At 56.2% G+C, this 17753-nt stretch carries 16 protein-coding genes; 10 read left to right on the top strand and 6 right to left on the bottom strand.

All coding sequences use genetic code 11. The features are described from left to right. Positions 1 to 115 precede the first annotated feature (115 nt). Genes BC440_RS15355 through BC440_RS15345 form a run of 3 tightly spaced genes read left to right on the top strand, consistent with a single transcriptional unit; the run spans position 116 to position 3926 of the window. The gene (locus BC440_RS15355; protein ID WP_071240432.1) at positions 116 to 967 is read left to right on the top strand and encodes a hypothetical protein; all 852 of its coding nucleotides are present in this window, start codon (positions 116 to 118) and stop codon (positions 965 to 967) included. A gap of 7 nt (positions 968 to 974) precedes the next feature. Next, positions 975 to 3278, top strand: a complete 2304-nt coding sequence (locus BC440_RS15350; RefSeq protein ID WP_071240431.1) for a protein-arginine deiminase family protein — start codon at positions 975 to 977, stop codon at positions 3276 to 3278. A 30-nt stretch (positions 3279 to 3308) separates the two neighbouring features. After that, the gene (locus tag BC440_RS15345; RefSeq protein WP_007091440.1) at positions 3309 to 3926 is read left to right on the top strand and encodes a hypothetical protein; all 618 of its coding nucleotides are present in this window, start codon (positions 3309 to 3311) and stop codon (positions 3924 to 3926) included. Positions 3927 to 3942: 16 nt separating this feature from the next. On the opposite strand, the gene BC440_RS15340 is transcribed toward BC440_RS15345, so the two are convergent. After that, positions 3943 to 4398, bottom strand: a complete 456-nt coding sequence (locus BC440_RS15340; RefSeq protein WP_037988818.1) for a DNA polymerase III subunit chi — start codon at positions 4396 to 4398, stop codon at positions 3943 to 3945. A 114-nt stretch (positions 4399 to 4512) separates the two neighbouring features. Here BC440_RS15340 and BC440_RS15335 point away from each other — a divergent pair, with 114 nt between their 5' ends. Beyond that, on the top strand, positions 4513 to 5460 hold the full coding sequence (locus BC440_RS15335) for a hypothetical protein (protein ID WP_071240430.1): 948 nt from the start codon (positions 4513 to 4515) through the stop codon (positions 5458 to 5460). 80 nt (positions 5461 to 5540) lie between these two features. Here the strand turns inward: BC440_RS15335 and BC440_RS15330 are convergent, their stop codons facing one another. Continuing rightward, complete coding sequence (locus tag BC440_RS15330; RefSeq protein WP_071240429.1) at positions 5541 to 7010, bottom strand: leucyl aminopeptidase; 1470 nt, start codon at positions 7008 to 7010, stop codon at positions 5541 to 5543. 276 nt (positions 7011 to 7286) lie between these two features. Here BC440_RS15330 and BC440_RS15325 point away from each other — a divergent pair, with 276 nt between their 5' ends. Then, positions 7287 to 8522, top strand: a complete 1236-nt coding sequence (locus tag BC440_RS15325) for an NnrS family protein (protein ID WP_071240549.1) — start codon at positions 7287 to 7289, stop codon at positions 8520 to 8522. 6 nt (positions 8523 to 8528) lie between these two features. Here the strand turns inward: BC440_RS15325 and BC440_RS15320 are convergent, their stop codons facing one another. Both BC440_RS15320 and amrS read right to left on the bottom strand, forming a co-directional pair. Then, complete coding sequence (locus BC440_RS15320) at positions 8529 to 8993, bottom strand: GNAT family N-acetyltransferase (protein ID WP_071240428.1); 465 nt, start codon at positions 8991 to 8993, stop codon at positions 8529 to 8531. Positions 8994 to 9066: 73 nt separating this feature from the next. Continuing rightward, positions 9067 to 10185, bottom strand: coding sequence for an AmmeMemoRadiSam system radical SAM enzyme (amrS, locus tag BC440_RS15315; RefSeq protein WP_071240427.1), 1119 nt, complete (start codon positions 10183 to 10185; stop codon positions 9067 to 9069). Positions 10186 to 10287: 102 nt separating this feature from the next. On the opposite strand from amrS, the gene amrB reads away from it, so the two are divergent. After that, complete coding sequence (gene amrB / locus BC440_RS15310; RefSeq protein ID WP_071240426.1) at positions 10288 to 11766, top strand: AmmeMemoRadiSam system protein B; 1479 nt, start codon at positions 10288 to 10290, stop codon at positions 11764 to 11766. Then, the gene (locus BC440_RS15305) at positions 11763 to 12143 is read left to right on the top strand and encodes a DUF2750 domain-containing protein (RefSeq protein WP_071240425.1); all 381 of its coding nucleotides are present in this window, start codon (positions 11763 to 11765) and stop codon (positions 12141 to 12143) included. Before amrB ends, BC440_RS15305 begins: the two co-directional genes overlap by 4 nt. Here BC440_RS15305 and BC440_RS15300 read toward each other — a convergent pair. Beyond that, positions 12133 to 12615, bottom strand: a complete 483-nt coding sequence (locus BC440_RS15300; RefSeq protein WP_071240424.1) for a GNAT family N-acetyltransferase — start codon at positions 12613 to 12615, stop codon at positions 12133 to 12135. The genes BC440_RS15305 and BC440_RS15300 overlap by 11 nt on opposite strands. Positions 12616 to 12697: 82 nt before the next feature. After that, positions 12698 to 13099, bottom strand: coding sequence for a rhodanese-like domain-containing protein (locus BC440_RS15295; RefSeq protein ID WP_007091450.1), 402 nt, complete (start codon positions 13097 to 13099; stop codon positions 12698 to 12700). 134 nt (positions 13100 to 13233) lie between these two features. Here BC440_RS15295 and ftrA point away from each other — a divergent pair, with 134 nt between their 5' ends. From ftrA to BC440_RS15280, 3 genes are all read left to right on the top strand, one after another. Next, positions 13234 to 14229, top strand: a complete 996-nt coding sequence (ftrA, locus tag BC440_RS15290; RefSeq protein ID WP_071240423.1) for a transcriptional regulator FtrA — start codon at positions 13234 to 13236, stop codon at positions 14227 to 14229. Positions 14230 to 14382: 153 nt separating this feature from the next. After that, the gene (cysQ, locus tag BC440_RS15285) at positions 14383 to 15204 is read left to right on the top strand and encodes a 3'(2'),5'-bisphosphate nucleotidase CysQ (RefSeq protein ID WP_071240422.1); all 822 of its coding nucleotides are present in this window, start codon (positions 14383 to 14385) and stop codon (positions 15202 to 15204) included. A gap of 229 nt (positions 15205 to 15433) precedes the next feature. Next, on the top strand, positions 15434 to 17509 hold the full coding sequence (locus tag BC440_RS15280; RefSeq protein WP_071240421.1) for a HAMP domain-containing methyl-accepting chemotaxis protein: 2076 nt from the start codon (positions 15434 to 15436) through the stop codon (positions 17507 to 17509). Positions 17510 to 17753 lie beyond the last annotated feature (244 nt).

The raw sequence follows: 17753 nt of genomic DNA, 5'->3' as shown, positions 1-17753 counted from the left end.
GCATGGCTTGCATGAGACAGGCACGATCAACATGAAATATTTGTATTAATCCCGCCCATCACAAAAGCGGCCTGTCGGCGTCATAGGACGTCTTCACCAAAGCGGGACCGGACAAATGGCCTATGCCGACAGGATCAGCGACCTTGCCCGAACACTGGCGCAATACCCGACCAGTGTGACCATTACCGGCACCAGGATCGACATTCGCACCGCCAAGCAGCTTGAAAGCCTGAATGCGCAGATCAGCAACGATCAGAAGCTTGCACGTGATGGCGATGCCCTGATTGCAGCAGGTAGCGGCAAGGACGCCAAGGCATTGTCGCAACGCATTGCCGATGCCGGCCCGCAGATCGGCAATCTTCTGGCGGCGTTTGGCGCACAGGATGCCGAACGGCTCAAGACGCTGAGCATCATGAGCAAGCAGAAATTCGATGCGAGTGCTGCCAGCCGCCTTCAGGCCGAGAAACGCTTTGCCGACGAGGTGGCGAAACTGATGGCGGCAGAGGCCAGCAGCGTTGCCGCCCTGCCAGCTTCGCCCTGTGGCCCGAAACCGCAACCCACACCAACGCCGACACCGTCACCGACGCCATCCCCATCCCCCACCCCGTCACCGGTGCCGTCGCTTGACGATGTCATCGCATCGCTTCCCGGTTATTTACAGATCACCATTCCCGATGCGGTTGCCCGATATGACGCCGACAGCCTGGCGATTGCCAGCAAGGCCGCCGGGGATGCCGCGATCAGGCTTGGCGTTAAAACGCCGGACGGGATTACCGATTACGCCACCATACAATTCGCAGGTGGCCCGGACATCACCAGCCAGCCGTGGGCGAGTGCAATCCTGAAGGATGCCGGGCTTGGCACCATCGATGACCGGATTGCCATTCTGAACAACGCGCTTCAGGCACGGCTTCTGATGGCCGATGCGATGAATGGCAGCCCATCACCCGCCCCTACCAGCCGCTGAGGACGTCATGGCAAATTACACCGTCCAGCTTAATGCCCCCGCCGGAGTTTATCCGTTCAACTCGGTACGCATCTCGCTCACCAGCGATGCCCATCCGCAAAAGACACAGGATCTGGTTGTGACACCAAATGTCACGGTTTCGCATGTTTTTGATATTGCGGATGGTACGTGGCGGCTGAAGGTTAGCGGAGCCGGGTTCGTCCCGGTGGACGAGCCGGGTATTGTCGTGAATGGTGATGCCACCAATGCCAAAAATCTTGATGTTGTCTGGTATACGCTTCATACGGATCGCAATCGTGACGGCAATCTGGACGATGCCGGTATCCTTAATCAGGTGACACCACCCGCCATCACATATGGCGTAGGGGGTGTTGGTGCGATCATTCCGGTTAACTGCAACCGCGATGGCAATAACACCGCTGTCGGCTATGCCGACAATCAGGATCAGCGGGTAAACGGTAACAATGACCTGGTGACCGGCACCTCCCGCCTTGAAATCCGGCGAAATGCACTTGGCCCGAATGCAGGTGCCCCTGTTGTACCCGGCGGTTGGGGTTTGGAACTGCGCGTTATCGGGGCTGGGGGTGAAAACCCGGCCCGGCAACATTTGCGGATATTCAATGGTATTCTGAATAACAGCACCGAAATCATTGGTCCCGAAACGACGGACATCGCAGCAATTACAACCGGCAATGTCGCCGCTTCCAAACTCTTTGCCCTTGAAGCCGTCCGGTTTGCCGGCACCGGGTTTACCTCTGGTCAAGTCCGCATCGTTTTGCATGTGATCCAGCCCGAGGTCACAGGAGCAGGCAATCCAAGCTATCTTTATGCAGACCGGGTTGTCGCAGCACGGTGGGTCGGCAATCACCATTTGCAAACAGTTGCCCGCATGTATGTCGCCAACGCAAACAATGCACAGTTTCGCGTTGATCTTGGCGCGGCAGCCGGTGCAGACAATCCGGTTATCCCGGTCACGGTAGGCGATCCCGCCGCAGCAACCCCAACAGGTGTTCCTTATCTGAACGGCAATGCATGGGCAAACTATCGCGGGGGCACCGTTCCCGCCGGGGATGACCGCTGGATGCGCGACACCATTGTATCGGGTCACTGTTCATGGCCCGGTAACGGAACAGGTGTTGAAAACAAGGATGTTTTCATGAAGGCCCACCGCTGGCGGCCCCTGCAAAACTGGGTGTATGAGACATTGCTGAATGCAAATGTCGGCATTTCCTATCCGGCAGCGGGAAGCGCAGATGCCATTGCCTCGGCCAATTCGGGTGGAAATATTGCCGTAACCCCACCGGTTCAGAAAACGGCGAATGGCATCGTCACAGCATATCGATACGGCCGGATTTATTACGGCCATAACCGGTATCACAGGGTCGATGCCAGCAGCCGCGACTTCATGGCCGCCCAGAACATGCAAACACCGATCATTCTGGATACGGACTGGCTACTGGTTGGTCATGTCGATGAAATGATGACCTTTGTACCTGACAACAATCCGGGAAATGCCTTCAAAAAATGGAAGCTTCTGGTGGCAAGCCCGGCAGAGGCATACCGCCTGATGACCGCAGCCCAAGGTGCACATGGTGCCGCAAATGTGCTTAATCGTGCGGCATGGGATGGTGTTCATAATCGTTTTGATTATACCAGCCTGCAAATCAACGGGACCAATGTTGGCGCGACCATCAATGCCTTTCTGGGCAACGGCCCGGCACCCTTGACCAATCCACGCGATCACAGCAATTACACATACAAGCAACTGCGCGACTGGAACATTGGCGGGGTTGAAACAGTTATCGCCAGAAATGTCGCGGTTCTGAAAAATGCATTCGATCTGGTCGATACCGATATCATCAAGGTTCCGGTCATCTTCTTCCCGGAAGGCTATAATCCCGGTGATTTCACCTTTGCCGACAAGGTTTCAGGCTGGACAATCGGGCGGGACAACGGCTTTAACGTCTATCCGGGAAAACAGGGCGGCTTCCAGTGCGGTGCCTTGACCGGTGACATGCCCAATATGTTTGTTGGTAATGACCGCCTGATGATTCCCAAGCCTTTCGGCCCGTGGATCGAGGACAATACAAATCCCAATCACGGATATGATCTTTTTGAACGTGATTTGACCCAGAAAATCGCTGCCATTGTCAATGGCCCCACCTGCGACTTCATTGATGACTGGGATGACTATCACGTTGCACTTGGCGAAATTCACTGTGGCACCAACGAATTGCGCACGCCCTATGACGGTCAGGCGGCGTTTGGCAATGTGCGCTATGCCAACTGGTGGACAGCGGTTGATGCGTGATATCGTGACATATGAAACGGGAGCTTTCCGATGACGGCACAAAGCGACTATCAACAGGCCCTGAAAGATATCGCCGCCCTTGCAACGCAGGAAGCAACCCGCGTGACAGGCCGCCCGGCCCCACAGGCGATTGACCAGATTTTCCGGCAATATGGCGGCACCATCGCCACGCCGATGATCGATGACCTTAAAGCCGGTTCGTGGAAAAAGTGGGAAAGCTGGCAGTTGGGCGGAGCGATTGCCTATCTGTCGAGCTACGGCACATCGGCCGCCGTCGCCCCGTTGCGCGACATCGAACAGAATTACCCGGTGACGGATATTCAGATTCAGGCAAAGGCATTGGCCGATCTTCTGGCGACGCTTGACGTTGCCGTGTCCGAGGCCAAACAAATCCCGCAGGTTCAGGACGCGATCAAAAGTGGTGATGCCGATCAGATGGCACGCGCAATGTTGCTGGGCCTGGCACAAATTGACCCGGACTGGCCGGTGCGGGCATCGGAAATCCAGACAAAGCTGTTTGCCCTGTCGGCGGACAGTTTCCCGGCAATCAATGAAATGGCCGCCGGAAAACTAAGCCAGAATGACGTCACCAAGGCGCTGGTAGAAATCCTGTTTGAGGATGTGACGTCGGGGTCCGGCACGCCCTAAGCGTTGCCAAAAGCCCTCAGCTTTCGGCCTTCTTTTCCCACGACCCTTGCGGGGTCTGCTGCCAGTAAGACAGCTTGTGCCCGGCATCTTTCCAGTCTTTCCAGCGTGTACGTGCCTCGGCCACCGCCTCATGATCGCGGTCATCAAACAGCATGATGACCCGTTCATAATCGGCGATCTTCTCGCTTATCGCCCGGTCGGTCAGAAACAAAAATTGCGCCCCGTTGGGATTTTCATCCTCGGATGTCAGCCAGACCGGCTGCATTTCCGGGTCACCATCGGATTTCGAACCATGGGGCATCCAGCTTGCGGCGTCATAGGTCCAAAGCAGGGTATTGAGCGCCTCGATCCGTTCCTCCGTCCCGGTCATGACGACAGCACGTTTTTCCCGCTCCAGTGTCTTGGACAGCAGGGTCGGCAATGCACGTTCCAGCGGGGACGCGGTCAGATGATAGAACCAGATGTCAGCCATGGTGGATTTCTACCCTGATCCGTCAGAACGGGCAAGTCAGTCCTCCTAACCCATCACGAAATAAGCTTGTCATCGTCAAAAAGACTGACGTTACCGCATGGAGTTAAAACGGTTATGAAGTCTGGTCTTGTTTTAATTTACCTCAGCACTGCCATTGCTGTTCTTGGCTTGCCCCAAGCGGCAAATGCCCAGATCGCCTGCACACTGCAAGCCGAGCAACGAGAAAGCAAGGAGACCCAGGTCAAGGGTGTCAATGTTGGCTACAAGGTGCACACCGCCAATGACAGTCAAATTGTTGCCTCGTTGTGTCAACGCATTACCGATCCCCTTGATCTATGGCGGTACGGCGATTACTACCCGCTTTATCAGGGGCAGGAAATCAAGGAAGGCAGCACGCAAATCGGGCAGTACATCAGTTCCCGCGGGCATAAAAACCCGACAATGCAGCGCTATATCTGCACGGCAAATGGTGCAAATGTCGGACTGTATGCCACCGAATGGCAACCGACACCCAGCAGCCAGAATATCGGTTCCATGGTCTTGCAGCTGGCCTGTGCCAACCCGCCGGGCCAAGGGGTCGGCCTGCAGCTTCTCAATCAGGCGGCCGCAGATGCCTTTGGCAAGATTTCCCCGAACAACCCGGATGCTGGCAATCAATCCGTCACATTGAGCATAACGGCAACACCAGCCGCCGAAGCCTTCTATAACACGACATCGCTTTCCCAAAGTCAGGAGAGTATTTATCAGCAAACCTTCTATTTCCGGGACCGTACACAGTATGGTCAAGGATACGTTTTGTCACGAAACACAGCCCCGGCACCCGAGGGGTACTCAAGCTGCGTCAATGTCATCTATGACAAATATTACGACGTTGAGGCATATGAGACGATCATGAACACATTGGGCGTGAATCCCTGGATCGCAGCACGCGCCAGATGTCAGAATCCCAATGCCGGAAGCCAGAACTTTGACGTCTGGGTTTCGGGCCATAATAATGATCGCCAAGACCTTCAGGATGATGACGACTGGAATAAAGCCATTGATCAGATCGGCGTGAAGTAAAAGGTATTTTCTAAAACCAAGGCCGGAGAAATTCCCCGGCCTTGGTGCATTTTTGTTTGCGATATGCGTTTGATCTTTGATCAGGCTTCGTGATTATCGGCCACAAAGCGATCCAGCAGACGCACGCCAAAGCCAGTGCCGCCCTTTGGCGTGACTTCGCTATCCTTCGTCGCCCAGGCCATGGCGGCGATATCAAGATGCGCCCACGGGCGATCCTTGGTGATGAAGCGTTGCAGGAACTGGGCCGCCGTGATGGAGCCAGCCGGACGACCGCCGACGTTTTTCATATCGGCGATGTCGGATTTAAGCTGGCTGTCATAGGCCTTCGACAGTGGCAGGCGCCAGACGGTTTCATTGACTGCAAGACCTGCATTGGTGATCTGGGTGGACAATTCATCATTGTTGGAAAACAGCCCGGCATTTTCATGGCCCAGCGCAATGATGATCGCGCCGGTAAGCGTCGCCAGATCAACGATCAGTTTCGGATCGTATTTTTCCTGCACATAGGTCAGGGCATCACACAGGACAAGGCGACCTTCGGCGTCGGTATTGATGACTTCGATGGTCTGCCCCGACATGGAGGTCACAACATCGCCCGGACGCTGTGCGGTGGAAGATGGCATGTTTTCAACAAGGCCGATGACGCCAATCACGTTGGCCTTGGCCTTGCGCCCGGCCAGGGCCTTCATCAGGCCGGAAACCACACCGGCCCCGCCCATATCGAATTTCATGTCTTCCATGCCAGCAGCCGGTTTGATCGAAATACCGCCGGTATCAAAGGTCACACCCTTGCCAACAAACGCGACCGGTGCGTCTTTTTTCTTGCCACCGTTCCAGCGCATGACAACCATATAGGGCTTGTGCGCCGAACCTTGCGAGACGCCCAGAAGTGCGCCCATGCCAAGCTTTTTCATTTCTTTTTCGTCAAGCACGTCAATCTCGATACCTAGCTTTTCAAGCGCGCTGACTTCTTTCATGAAGCTTTCGGGATAAAGCACATTGGCAGGCTCAGACACCAGATCGCGGGTGAAGAACACGCCTTCGACGACCTTTTTGGCACTGTCGAACTGTTTTTTGGCGTCCTTGTGATCGCGGGCGGCAATCGCGATGGATTTCAGGACCGGTTTATCTTCCTTGGTTTCGGTGGTGCGGTATTTATCGAAACGATAATCGCGCAGCATCGCACCGGTGGCGAAATCACAGGCCATGCCTTCCATGTCAAACAGGACGGTCACGTCCTTCTCGCCGGTCGAAAGGGCCCGTACGGTGACATTGCCGCCAAGTTTCTGGGCGGCGATCACGTCAAATTCGGCTTCCTTGCCAATCCCGAACACGATGATGCGCGAAAGATCGGTATTGGCCGGTGCCAGAAGCTGCAGGCTTTGCCCTGCTTTCCCCTTGAAGGTCGATCCCTTGATCGCCTTGGCAAGTGCGCCGCCGGTTGCTTCGTCCAGCGCCACGGCACTTGGCATCAGATCGCCGCCATCGGTGGCAAAGGCGATCACAGCGCCCGAGGTCGGGATGGCGAGATCGGAGAACGTGATCTTCATGAGAAAAAGGCTCCTGTCATGTTTCGGGCATATGTGGTGTCTGCACCGGCAATCCCGCCGATGCTTGAATGCTTTCCCTAATCTAGCGCGTTAAATGGCGAAGAAAAGGCTTATTGCTCAAAAACCTGCGGGATTTTACCGATATGACAGGCCCATGACGACCGACCAAGTGTTTCCACGGTGATTTTGGCCGATTGCTCAATGTCAAGGCAGGCGCACAATCGCGGCCTATGATGGAACTGTTCCAACTTAGTCCCCTGCTTGTTTGACGGTGCCATGATGAATGCGAAAACCACGCCGATCTCGATATCCGAACCCGCCCCCGCACCGCACCCATTCTGGAGTGGCGCGTTTCGCCCGATGTTTCTGTTTGCCGGGCTGATTGCGGTGGTGGCCGTGGTCTGGTGGGTGGCGGGGATGGCGCATGGCGTACCGACGCCGTCGCTTGGCACGCCGTCGCTTTGGCACGGGCATGAAATGATTTTCGGCTTTGGCGGGGCGGCGATTGGCGGGTTCCTGCTGACCGCGATTGCCAACTGGACGGGGCGGCCCGGCGTTGCGGGCGGATTGCTGATGGTGCTTGCCGCGTGCTGGCTTATCGCGCGGCTGGCGGTTGGCTTTGGCGAGGCATTGCCGCCCGCCTTGACCATCATTGGCGGGCTTGGTTATTTCATCGCCCTTATCGTGATTGCCGGGCGGGAGCTTGTGCTGGGTCGGAATTATCGCAACCTTAAAATCCTTGGTATTCTGGGGCCGATTACCGCCTTTGACGGGATGTTTATTGCAAGCGCACTTGGCCTGATCGCGCTTGATGCAATGGTGATTTATCAAAGCGCAATTTTGCTGATCGTGCTTCTGATCGCGCTGATTGGCGGGCGGATCATCCCGGCCTTTACACGCAACTGGCTGCAACGCGAACGGCCGGATGCCACGATGCCGGTGATGTTTACGCGTTTTGACGGCGTGTGCCTTGCCGCCCTTGCCATCACCATCGTGATCGGGATGGTGGATACGGATGGCGTCATCTTTGGCGCGGCGTTGCTGATCACCGCCACCTTGCACGGGCTTCGCATGGTACGCTGGCGCGGGCACCTGACGCTGCGCGATCCGTTGGTGGCGATGTTGCATTTCGCCTATTTCTGGGTGCCTGCCGGATTGGCGGCGTTTGGCATCGCCCATATCTGGCCGGACGTGATTGCGGCGCGTGATGCCCTGCACGGGCTTACCGGCGGGGCGATGGCGTGTATGATTATTGCGATTGGCGGGCGGGCAGCCCTTGGCCATACCGGGCGGGAATTGCGCGCAAGCTGGGCCTTGAATGCGGCATTCGGGTTGGTGTGGATGTCGACCGTGCTGCGGCTTCTGGTCGGGCAGTTCCCGGATGCTTACCTTCCGGTTCTGGCGGCGGCGACCCTGTGCTGGCTGATCGGGTGGCTGGCGTTTCTGATTGGCTATGCGCCGATCCTGATCGGGCCAAGCCAGAAGAAAACGCGCGGCATTCCGGTAAAGTGAACGGCGTTAACCAAAATCAAACAGCGACAGGGTCGGGTTGGATTTGATGTATTCAACCTGCCCCTTGTCCGCATCGCCGGTGCAATGCCAGCCATTGTTTTCATAAAAGCGGTGCGCGCGGATTTTGGGATCGGCATCGGTGGTCAGCGAAATGTCGTTGCAGCCTTGGGCAAACAACCATTCCTCGGCCACGCGCAAAAGCGCTCTGCCCACCCCGCGGCCTTCGAAATCGGGATCAACAAACAATGCCCATAATGTTGCCTCACGCGGGATGGCAATGGCAAAGCCCGCCGCCGCCCCATCCAGATCGGCCACCCACATGCCATAGCCATCGGCAATCCATTTGCCAAAGGCGGCCTTGGTGATGCCGCGTTCGGCCAACTGATCGACGGACAGATGGTTTTCGCGCACCCGGCTTCGGATGGCGAAAATGGCGCTGACGTCGGAAATGCTGGCTTTGCGGATTTTCATGGGGTGATTTTGGGTCCAAACGAAACTGGCGGCAATTTAGCCTGCTTTGCCCGAAATGGAAGCAAAAACGCCATCAGGATGCTGGTGCCGAACCCGCACTTGGCGCGACCAGACGCACCGGCTGGCGCTTTGGCCCCCAAGTGCCGGGGCGCGGTTGGAACACACCCGCACAATGGGTGCCGCAATGGGTGCAGGCCCCATGCGCATCAAGGTTCCAGTCCGATAACTGATACCAGTCCCGCCCGATCAGGATGCGACCGCAATGATGGCAAAAAGTGCTTGATCCCGCCTTGTCATGGACATTGCCGACATAAGCATAGCGAATGCCGTTTTTCATCGCGATCTCACGCGCCCGGACCAGGGTTGCGGGCGGGGTGCGCGGATGATCCATCATTTTCCAGTCGGGATGAAACGCGGTGAAATGCATCGGCACATCGGGGCCGAGTTCACGCTGCACCCATGACGTCATTTCATCAAATTCGGCGTCGCTGTCATTCTCGCCGGGGATCACCAGATTGGTCAGCTCAAACCATACCCCGGTTTCATGTTTAAGATATTTCAGGGTTTCAAGAACATCGGCCAGATGGGCGGAACAAAGCTTATGATAGAAATCCTCGGTAAAGCCCTTGAGGTCGACATTGGCCGCGTCCATATGGCGAAAGAATTCCTCGCGGGCTTTATCCCCAATATAACCCGCCGTGACGGCGACGGTGCGAATGCCGGCTTCGCGGCAGGCCTGCGCCACATCCACCGCATATTCCAGAAAAATCACCGGATCGTTATAGGTAAAGGCGACTGCCGAACAGCCATATTCCTTTGCCGTTCTGGCGATCATTTCAGGCGTCGCGAGCGATCCCAGCCTGTCCATTTCACGTGCCTTGGAAATCTCGTAATTCTGGCAGAATTTGCAGGTCAGATTGCAGCCCGCCGTACCGAATGACAGGATCGGTGTGCCGGGCAGGAAATGGTTAAGCGGCTTTTTCTCGATCGGATCAATGCAAAAACCCGATGACCGGCCCCATGTGGTCAAAACCACCTGATCGCCCTCGCGCGCCCGGACAAAGCACAGCCCCCGCTGCCCGTCCTTCAGCTTGCAAAAGCGCGGGCAGACATCACACTGGATACGGCCATCATCAAGATGGTGCCAGTAGCGTCCGGGGACGGTTCCTATTTGCGGGGTCGTGACATTCATGGCGTTTTGGACCCTGACCGGGTTCACGATTGTTAGCTTGTCCTTTCAAAGTGTAGTCCTGATCGCTATGTTTTTCAAAGAAAGCTCATTATCGGAAGCGTCATGACGATTATTCGCCCGCCCGCCATTGCCGGAACGTTTTATCCCGCAGCACCCGATATGTTGCGTAGCGAGATTGACGGGTTGATCCATGCGGCGGTCGAGAGCCAGACGGAGAATGATACGCCAATCCCCAAGGCAATCATTGTGCCCCATGCCGGGTTGATGTTTTCGGGCGCGATTGCCGGTTTGGGTTTTGCCACGGTTCGGGCGTTAAAGGGCAAGGTCAAACGGATCGTGATCATTGGTCCGGCGCATCGCATGGCGTTTCAGGGGATTGCGATTGCCAAGGCGGACGGGTTTGCCACACCGCTTGGCGATGTGCGCTGTGATCTGGCCGGGTTGCAGGCTGCCCTTGCACGGCCGCAGGTACAGGTTCTGGACGAGGCGCACCGGCTGGAGCACGGGCTTGAGATCGAATTGCCGTTTATCCAGCGATTGTTTGGCGAAGATGCCGATATCGGGATTGTGCCCCTGCTGGTCAGTCGATGCAGCACATGGCAGGTGCATGAGGTGATCGAGGCGCTTTGGGGCGGGCCGGAAACCCTGATCGTGATTTCATCGGACCTGTCGCATTTTCATGATTACGACACTGCCAAACGCATCGACGACAATACGCGCGCAATGATCGAACGGTTTGACGCCGAAAGCATCACAAGCGGCGATGCATGCGGCGCGTTACCGGTTGCGGGCATGTTGATGTCGGCCCGCAAGCGCGGCATGCGGATCAGGACGCTTGGCATGTGCAATTCCGGCGATGTGACGGGCGATAAATCACGTGTGGTCGGCTATGGCGCGTGGGCAGTTTATGCGGGAACGGAAAAGATGCGCAGTTCTGACAATGAGAACGGGTCTTTCGTCGGCGCGACCGATAGGCTTCTGGCCGATCACGGGGCCATGATGATCGACCTTGCACGGCAATCGATCTGGCACGGGATCACGCATGGCGGGCCGCTTCGCATTGATCCGGCATCGGTTTCGCCCGAACTTCTGCAACCAGGTGCGTGCTTTGTGACATTAAAGAAATCCGGCCAGCTTCGCGGCTGCATCGGGTCGGTGATGGCGCATCGCGATCTGGCGACGGATCTGTGTGAAAATGCCTTCAAGGCCGGGTTTGGCGACCCGCGTTTTCCGGCCCTTCGCCAGGATGAATTGAATGACGATCTGGAATTATCGATCTCGGTCCTTTCCCCGCCGCGTGATTTTCCGTTTGAAAACGAGGCCGATCTGATCGCCAAACTGACACCCCATGAGGATGGCATCATCCTGTCGGATGGCAATCATCGTGGCTTGTTCCTGCCTCAAGTCTGGGAGCAATTGCCTGATCCGGCGGATTTCGTGGCACAATTGAAACGCAAGGCCGGGCTTTCGGCGGATCACTGGTCGGATCGCATGCGCGCCCAACGGTTTGTCACGCGCGGCATATCGGGCAAGGACATCGCGCCCAGGGATTTCTGGCAGCAACCGACCCCGATGTCATGAGCATTGCAGGATCGGACAACATCAATGCCCGTGGAGGACGCTATCGTTACTTCATTGAAAGCGTGATCGCGTGGGAAGGTGTTTGGGGGCTTTATGATAAGGGCTGGCTGTTGTGCCCCGGCAATGATGGCACCCGATATTGCCCGTTTTTCGCAAGCCATGACCATGCCGAAGCATGGAACGAGATTGCGCAAACCGGCTATGTCCCAACCGCCATCACACTGGTTGAACTGACCGAAAATCTGTTGCCCGATCTTGCCCGAAACAGGATTGAACCCGGTATTTCACCGACCGGCGATGATGGCCCGATCCTGCCGGGGTATTTGGCATTGCATGATGATTTGATGGCGGCGTTAAAGAAATCGATCACCGGCTAGGGATGTGGGACAGCGTTTTCGCAAAGCGCAGCTTTGGCAGGGCCCGTGCCCCATTGCGTTCATAAAACCGGGCAGCATCGATATTCCAGTCGGGCGTTTGCCATTCCATCCAGCCAAGGTTTTGCTGCCGTGCGAGATTTTCAAACGCGGCCAGCATCCGCGCGCCAAGCCCGGCCCCACGGCTTTGCGGCGCAAGGTAAAGACAATCCAGATGCAGGAAGCAGGCGGCCTTCCATGTTGAAAATTCGATACTGGCCGCACCATAGCCGACCAGTTTCCCACCCCTGCCCGCCACCATCACGCTCAGGCGGGCATCCGCGCCAAACAGATATCGGGGCAGGTTTTCGGCCAGATGGGCGCGATTGACCTTCTGGCGTTCAAAATCCGCGTGATCGGCAATCAGGTCAATCAGACGGGGCAGATCATTCGGGACGGCGGTGCGGATTTCATATGGCACTGGTGATGACGTCATTGGTGCGATCCGGTGGCAAAGAATAGGATGGGCCGACAGGCAGCGATCCTGTCGGCCAGTATTAGCGATGGTTACCGTCAGATCAGGCAACCGGTTCCGTCAGGTTGAAGCCTTCGTCGATCCAACCAGTCACACCGCCAATCATCAGTTTGACCGGCAGGCCAAGCGCGGCCAGCCGACAGGCGGCCTTGTTGGCACCATTGCAATGCGGACCGGCGCAATAAACCACAAAGGTTTTACCGGCGGGATATTCGGCCATGCGGCGTTCGGTCATCTTGCCGTGCGGGATGTTGATCGCGCCTTCGATATGGCCGCCGTGATACAGCGCGGGGGACCGGACATCGACAAGAATGAAATCATCGGCCCCGGATTGCAGGCTTGCATGAGTATCCCAGCAATCGGTTTCAAATTGCAGCATCGCATCAAAATGGGCGCGTGCAATATGCGACGGTGCGGGGTTGATTTCATTGATCAGGCTTTTCATTCGGGTGGCTCCGTTTTCAATCATCATGGGTGATGGGATAAACGTAACGATTGCCATTTTTTGCGATAGTGGCCAAAATGCCATTATTCGGTAATTTTTCGCCAAACCGCATTTTAACGGAATCAAATCCGGTCATGCCCGATCATCGTGCCACAGACATCAAACCAACCGACGCCCTGCATCATGTTGTGGTGCTGGCCTATGACGGGCTTTGCACATTTGAATTTGGCATCGCCCTGGAGGCATTTGCCCTGCCCCGGCCGGAGTTTGATTTTCCGTGGTATCGCTGTTCGATTGCGGGAATTGACCCGGAAATCCGGGCGATGGGCGGATTTCGGGTGGCGACCGATGCCGGGATCGAATTGATTGATCAGGCCGATACCGTGATCATCCCCGGCTGGCGCGGGGCGGATGTGATGCCCGATGTGGCACTTTGTGATGCGTTAAGGCGTGCTCATGCCCGCGGATGCCGGTTGGTAAGCATCTGTTCGGGCGTGTTTGTTCTGGCGGCAAGCGGGTTGCTGGCAAACGGGCGGGCGACGACGCATTGGCGATATACCGACCGGCTGCACGCGATGTATCCCGATATCGAGATTGTCGATGATGTTTTATATGTCGAAAACAGCCAGATCATCACATCGGCGGGCAGCAGTGCGGGGATTGATGCCTGTTTGCATGTGATCCGGTCCGATCATGGCGCGCAGGTTGCCAATGTGGTCGCACGGCGGTTGGTGATGCCGCCCCATCGTGATGGGGGACAGGCGCAATATGTCGAAGCACCTGTACAGGAACGACCGGGCAAATCGATTGCAGCCGTTCTGGACTGGGCACGCGGCAAACTGGCCGAACCGATTGAAATCGGCGAAATGGCCAACTTTTCGGGACTAAGCGAAAGAACGTTTTTACGGCGTTTCCGCGAAGGCACCGGCATGGCGCCGCTTAAATGGCTGCGGCGTGAACGGGTATTGCGTGCGATGAAATTGCTTGAAGAAACCAGTTTGCCGCTGGGTGACATTGCCGAGCAATGCGGGTTCCAGTCGATGGAAACATTTCGCATCGCGTTTCGCGATATCGCCCACGTGCCCCCGGCCCGCTATCGCAACCGGTTTCGGATCGGTCAACCGGCGTGACCGGGCATATGGCCTGATGAGAGGCGATGGCGATGATGAACGTGAACAGGAAAGTGAACGTGATCTCGCCATAATGGAACGGTCTTACTGGACGTGATGGGCAAAATTCCCTATGCCCTTTGCACGCAAAAAGATTAACCAGACGAGATTGCCATGACGATTGCCCTTCCGGCCGATGCCAGTGCCCTTGAAAACGGGTTGATTGAAATTGCGCGCCGTGCCGGTGCCGCCATGATGAAAATCTATGACACCGATTTCGAAGTCCGGTCCAAGGATGATGCATCCCCGGTGACCGAGGCCGACGACGCCGCCGAAGCGGTGATCCTGCCCGGTCTTCGCGCCCTGACCCCCGATGTCAAAATCGTGTCCGAGGAAAGTGCGGCTGCGGGTGACATTCCCGATGTTAACGGGGATACCGATTTCTTCTGGCTGGTGGATCCGCTGGACGGGACCAAGGAGTTCATCAAACGCAACGGCGAATTCACCGTCAATATCGCCCTGATTGCCAAGGGCGTCCCGGTTCTGGGCGTGGTTTATGCCCCAGCAATTGAAAAGCTTTATTACGGCGGGCCGGATGGCGCGAAGCTGATTGAAGGCAATGGCGATATTGATGACACAACCCGCGCCATCACGGTGCGCGACATGCCTGACGATGGTGTGGTTGTCGTCGGTTCACGTTCACATGGCGATCCCGACGCGATGAAGGCGTTTCTGGGCGACCTCGCGGTCAAGGAACTGCGCCCGGCGGGAAGTTCGCTTAAACTCTGCCTTCTGGCCGAAGGGGTGGCCGACCTTTATCCCCGCCTTGGCCCGACCATGGAATGGGATATCGGGGCCGGTCATGCGGTTCTGGCGGCGGCGGGGGGCGTGGTCGAGAATATGGACGGCACCCGGTTTGCCTATGGCAAGGCCGATTTCCGCAATCCGTTCTTCATCGCACGCAGCCCATCCGTGCCGGTGAAATACCAAGGTTAAGCTTCGTTACTTTCCGCATTGCAGGATCAAGGCACGATTTACGCATCCCGCAAGGCGTGATTGCATGATTGATCACGTCTGCTGATCACGCGTAAATCTTCGCTGAAGGAAAAAAGCGCGCTATTTCAGTTCTCTGGTTGAAATTCAATTCTGCGGCACAAACTGTATAACACCGAAAAATCGCTATACGTTTGGGTTGAGATATTTTCCCCTTTGGGAGAGAGAATTGATGTTCCGGAATTCAATTTCGCGCCTGATCATTTCCTTGCAGAGCCTTTTGCTTATTGGCTTTGTAAGTGTTACGGGCGTTCTGGCCTTTATCAGTTGGCATGACTCGGACAATGCATCGGAAATCCTGAATGCAACCCGCGCAGACCAGCTTTTGTTTTCCGCAGTCCTTGGCGTCCGACAGCAGATTTCCGGTACCCAGACCGCGTTGGTGTCGCAAGACGACCCGACCGCGGCCTTTGCCGAGACACGCGCGATTGCCGACCAGAGTTTTGACACCGCAATGGCGGCCCTTGAAGATGTCGAGGTCGATGGGGTTGATAAATATATTTCCGACCTTCAGGCAGCATGGGCGGAACAGAACCGCCTTGAAGAAAATATTGATGCATTGGCAAAGCGGCCCAAAGACCAGCGCAGCGTCCCCGAAGTCAAGGAATGGTCAGATTCCGTCCGCAACGTCGTTGACACCATTCTGGGTGTGTCGCTTGCGGTTGGAAATGATGTTCGGCTGCTTGACCCGTTTGTCGGCGAAATGATTCAGGTCCGGCGTGCGGCATGGATGGTGCGCGACAAGTTCGGCAGCCAATGTTCGCTTTTGCGTCCGAATGTCTCGAAAAACGAACCTTTAAGCCCCGAATCCTTCGCGCGTTGGAACCAGCTTAAAGGCGGTTATCAGCTTATGTGGGACGAGATTGATTCCGTCATGGCCCGCCCAGGCATTCCACAGCGTCTTTTAAATGAAGTAAAAGCGGCTGAAAGTGCTACGACCTCAGCACAGACGCAGCTCGATGCCCTTTATACCGGTTTGAATGGTGGCACGGCACCAGCCATGCCACCGACCGAATATACCGCCCTTTGCAATGGGCCGTTTGATCAGATTGTCGAAATCGGTCACACCGCCATGAAAGAGGCCGTGTTAAGTGCGGAAAGCAAAAAAGCATCGGCAAATATCGGGCTTGTGACCGTCAGCATCGGGCTTGTCATCGCCCTCGGGCTTTCGGCGATTGCGATTGCATCCGTGCTGCGGCGTTTTTCAACCCCGATTGGCCATCTTATGGCCGATGTCGAACGCCTGTCACACGCTGATTATAAAACCAAGGTCACGGAAACCGGCACCCCTGACGAGCTGGGTCGTCTGGCGGAGGCCCTTGAAGAGTTGCGCAAAAATGCGTTGCAGACCGAAGAACTGCGACAGGCACAGCAAAGAGCCCAGCAGGAGCAAATCGAGAAAGGCAAGAAACTGGCCGAGGCGGTCAGTGCGTTTGAACAGGGATCAGCAAGGATCGTACAGGCAGTTCGCCATGCATCAGGAGATATGCAGGGAAATGCCGAACAATTGTCCACCATTGCCGAAAACACCGATCAGCGTACCCAGGTCGTTGCCAAGGCATCGGGCGAGGCATCGGGCAATGTGCAAACCGTTGCCGCCGCGTCCGAAGAACTGAGCGCATCGATCATCGAAGTCAATCAGCAGATCAATGGATCATCACGCATGGCCAATGATGCGGTTGACGAGGTTGAACAAACCAATCAGTCGTTCTCGGATCTTAAGGAAGCGGCCGAAAAGATTGGCGAGGTTGTCGAGCTCATTCAGAACATCGCATCGCAGACCAACCTTCTGGCGTTGAATGCGACGATTGAGGCGGCAAGAGCCGGCGACGCGGGCAAGGGTTTTGCCGTGGTCGCCAACGAGGTCAAAACCCTTGCCACCCAGACGCACAAGGCAACCGAGGAAATTTCGGGCCAGATTGGCGGCATGCAAACCGCCGTTGGGCTTTGCATTGAGGCGATTACCGGAATCGGCACCAAAATCCACACCATCAACGAGGCGATTTCGGCGATTGCGGCGGCCACCGAAGAACAATCTTCGGCGACGCAGGAAATTGCCCGAAATGTCCAGCATGCCGCGACCGGCACATCAGAGGTTTCAGATAACATTGCGTCTGTGACCGAGATGGCCCGCGACACTCGGCAAATGTCTGCCGAAGTCCTGAAAGCATCGTCAGAGCTTTCAAGCCAGGCGGATGCCCTTGGACGGGAGGTTGAAGAATTCCTGTCCCGGGTCAGGGGCATCTGATCGATCCGATGTCTCCAAGCAACGTCAGATAGAAAAATCGGGCAGCGGCCTTATGCACGCTGCCCGATTTTTTGGTGACGAAAGCAGCTATGCTCCCTCGAAAATCATTTCGCGAAAGCGGCATCAAAACGAATAGCAAAGCCCGATCAGTAGTTTGCCATTGATGCGCTGCAACGGGCATCAGCCGCTATTTGACAGCCTATATCAAAAGAGCCAAACACCGCAGTTTTGTTGACTTTGAGCG

Source organism: Thalassospira sp. MIT1004 (assembly GCF_001858545.1).
Taxonomy (GTDB): domain Bacteria; phylum Pseudomonadota; class Alphaproteobacteria; order Rhodospirillales; family Thalassospiraceae; genus Thalassospira; species Thalassospira xiamenensis.
The sequence above is the reverse complement of the archived record's forward strand: the minus strand, read 5'-3'. Positions and strand labels throughout refer to the sequence as shown.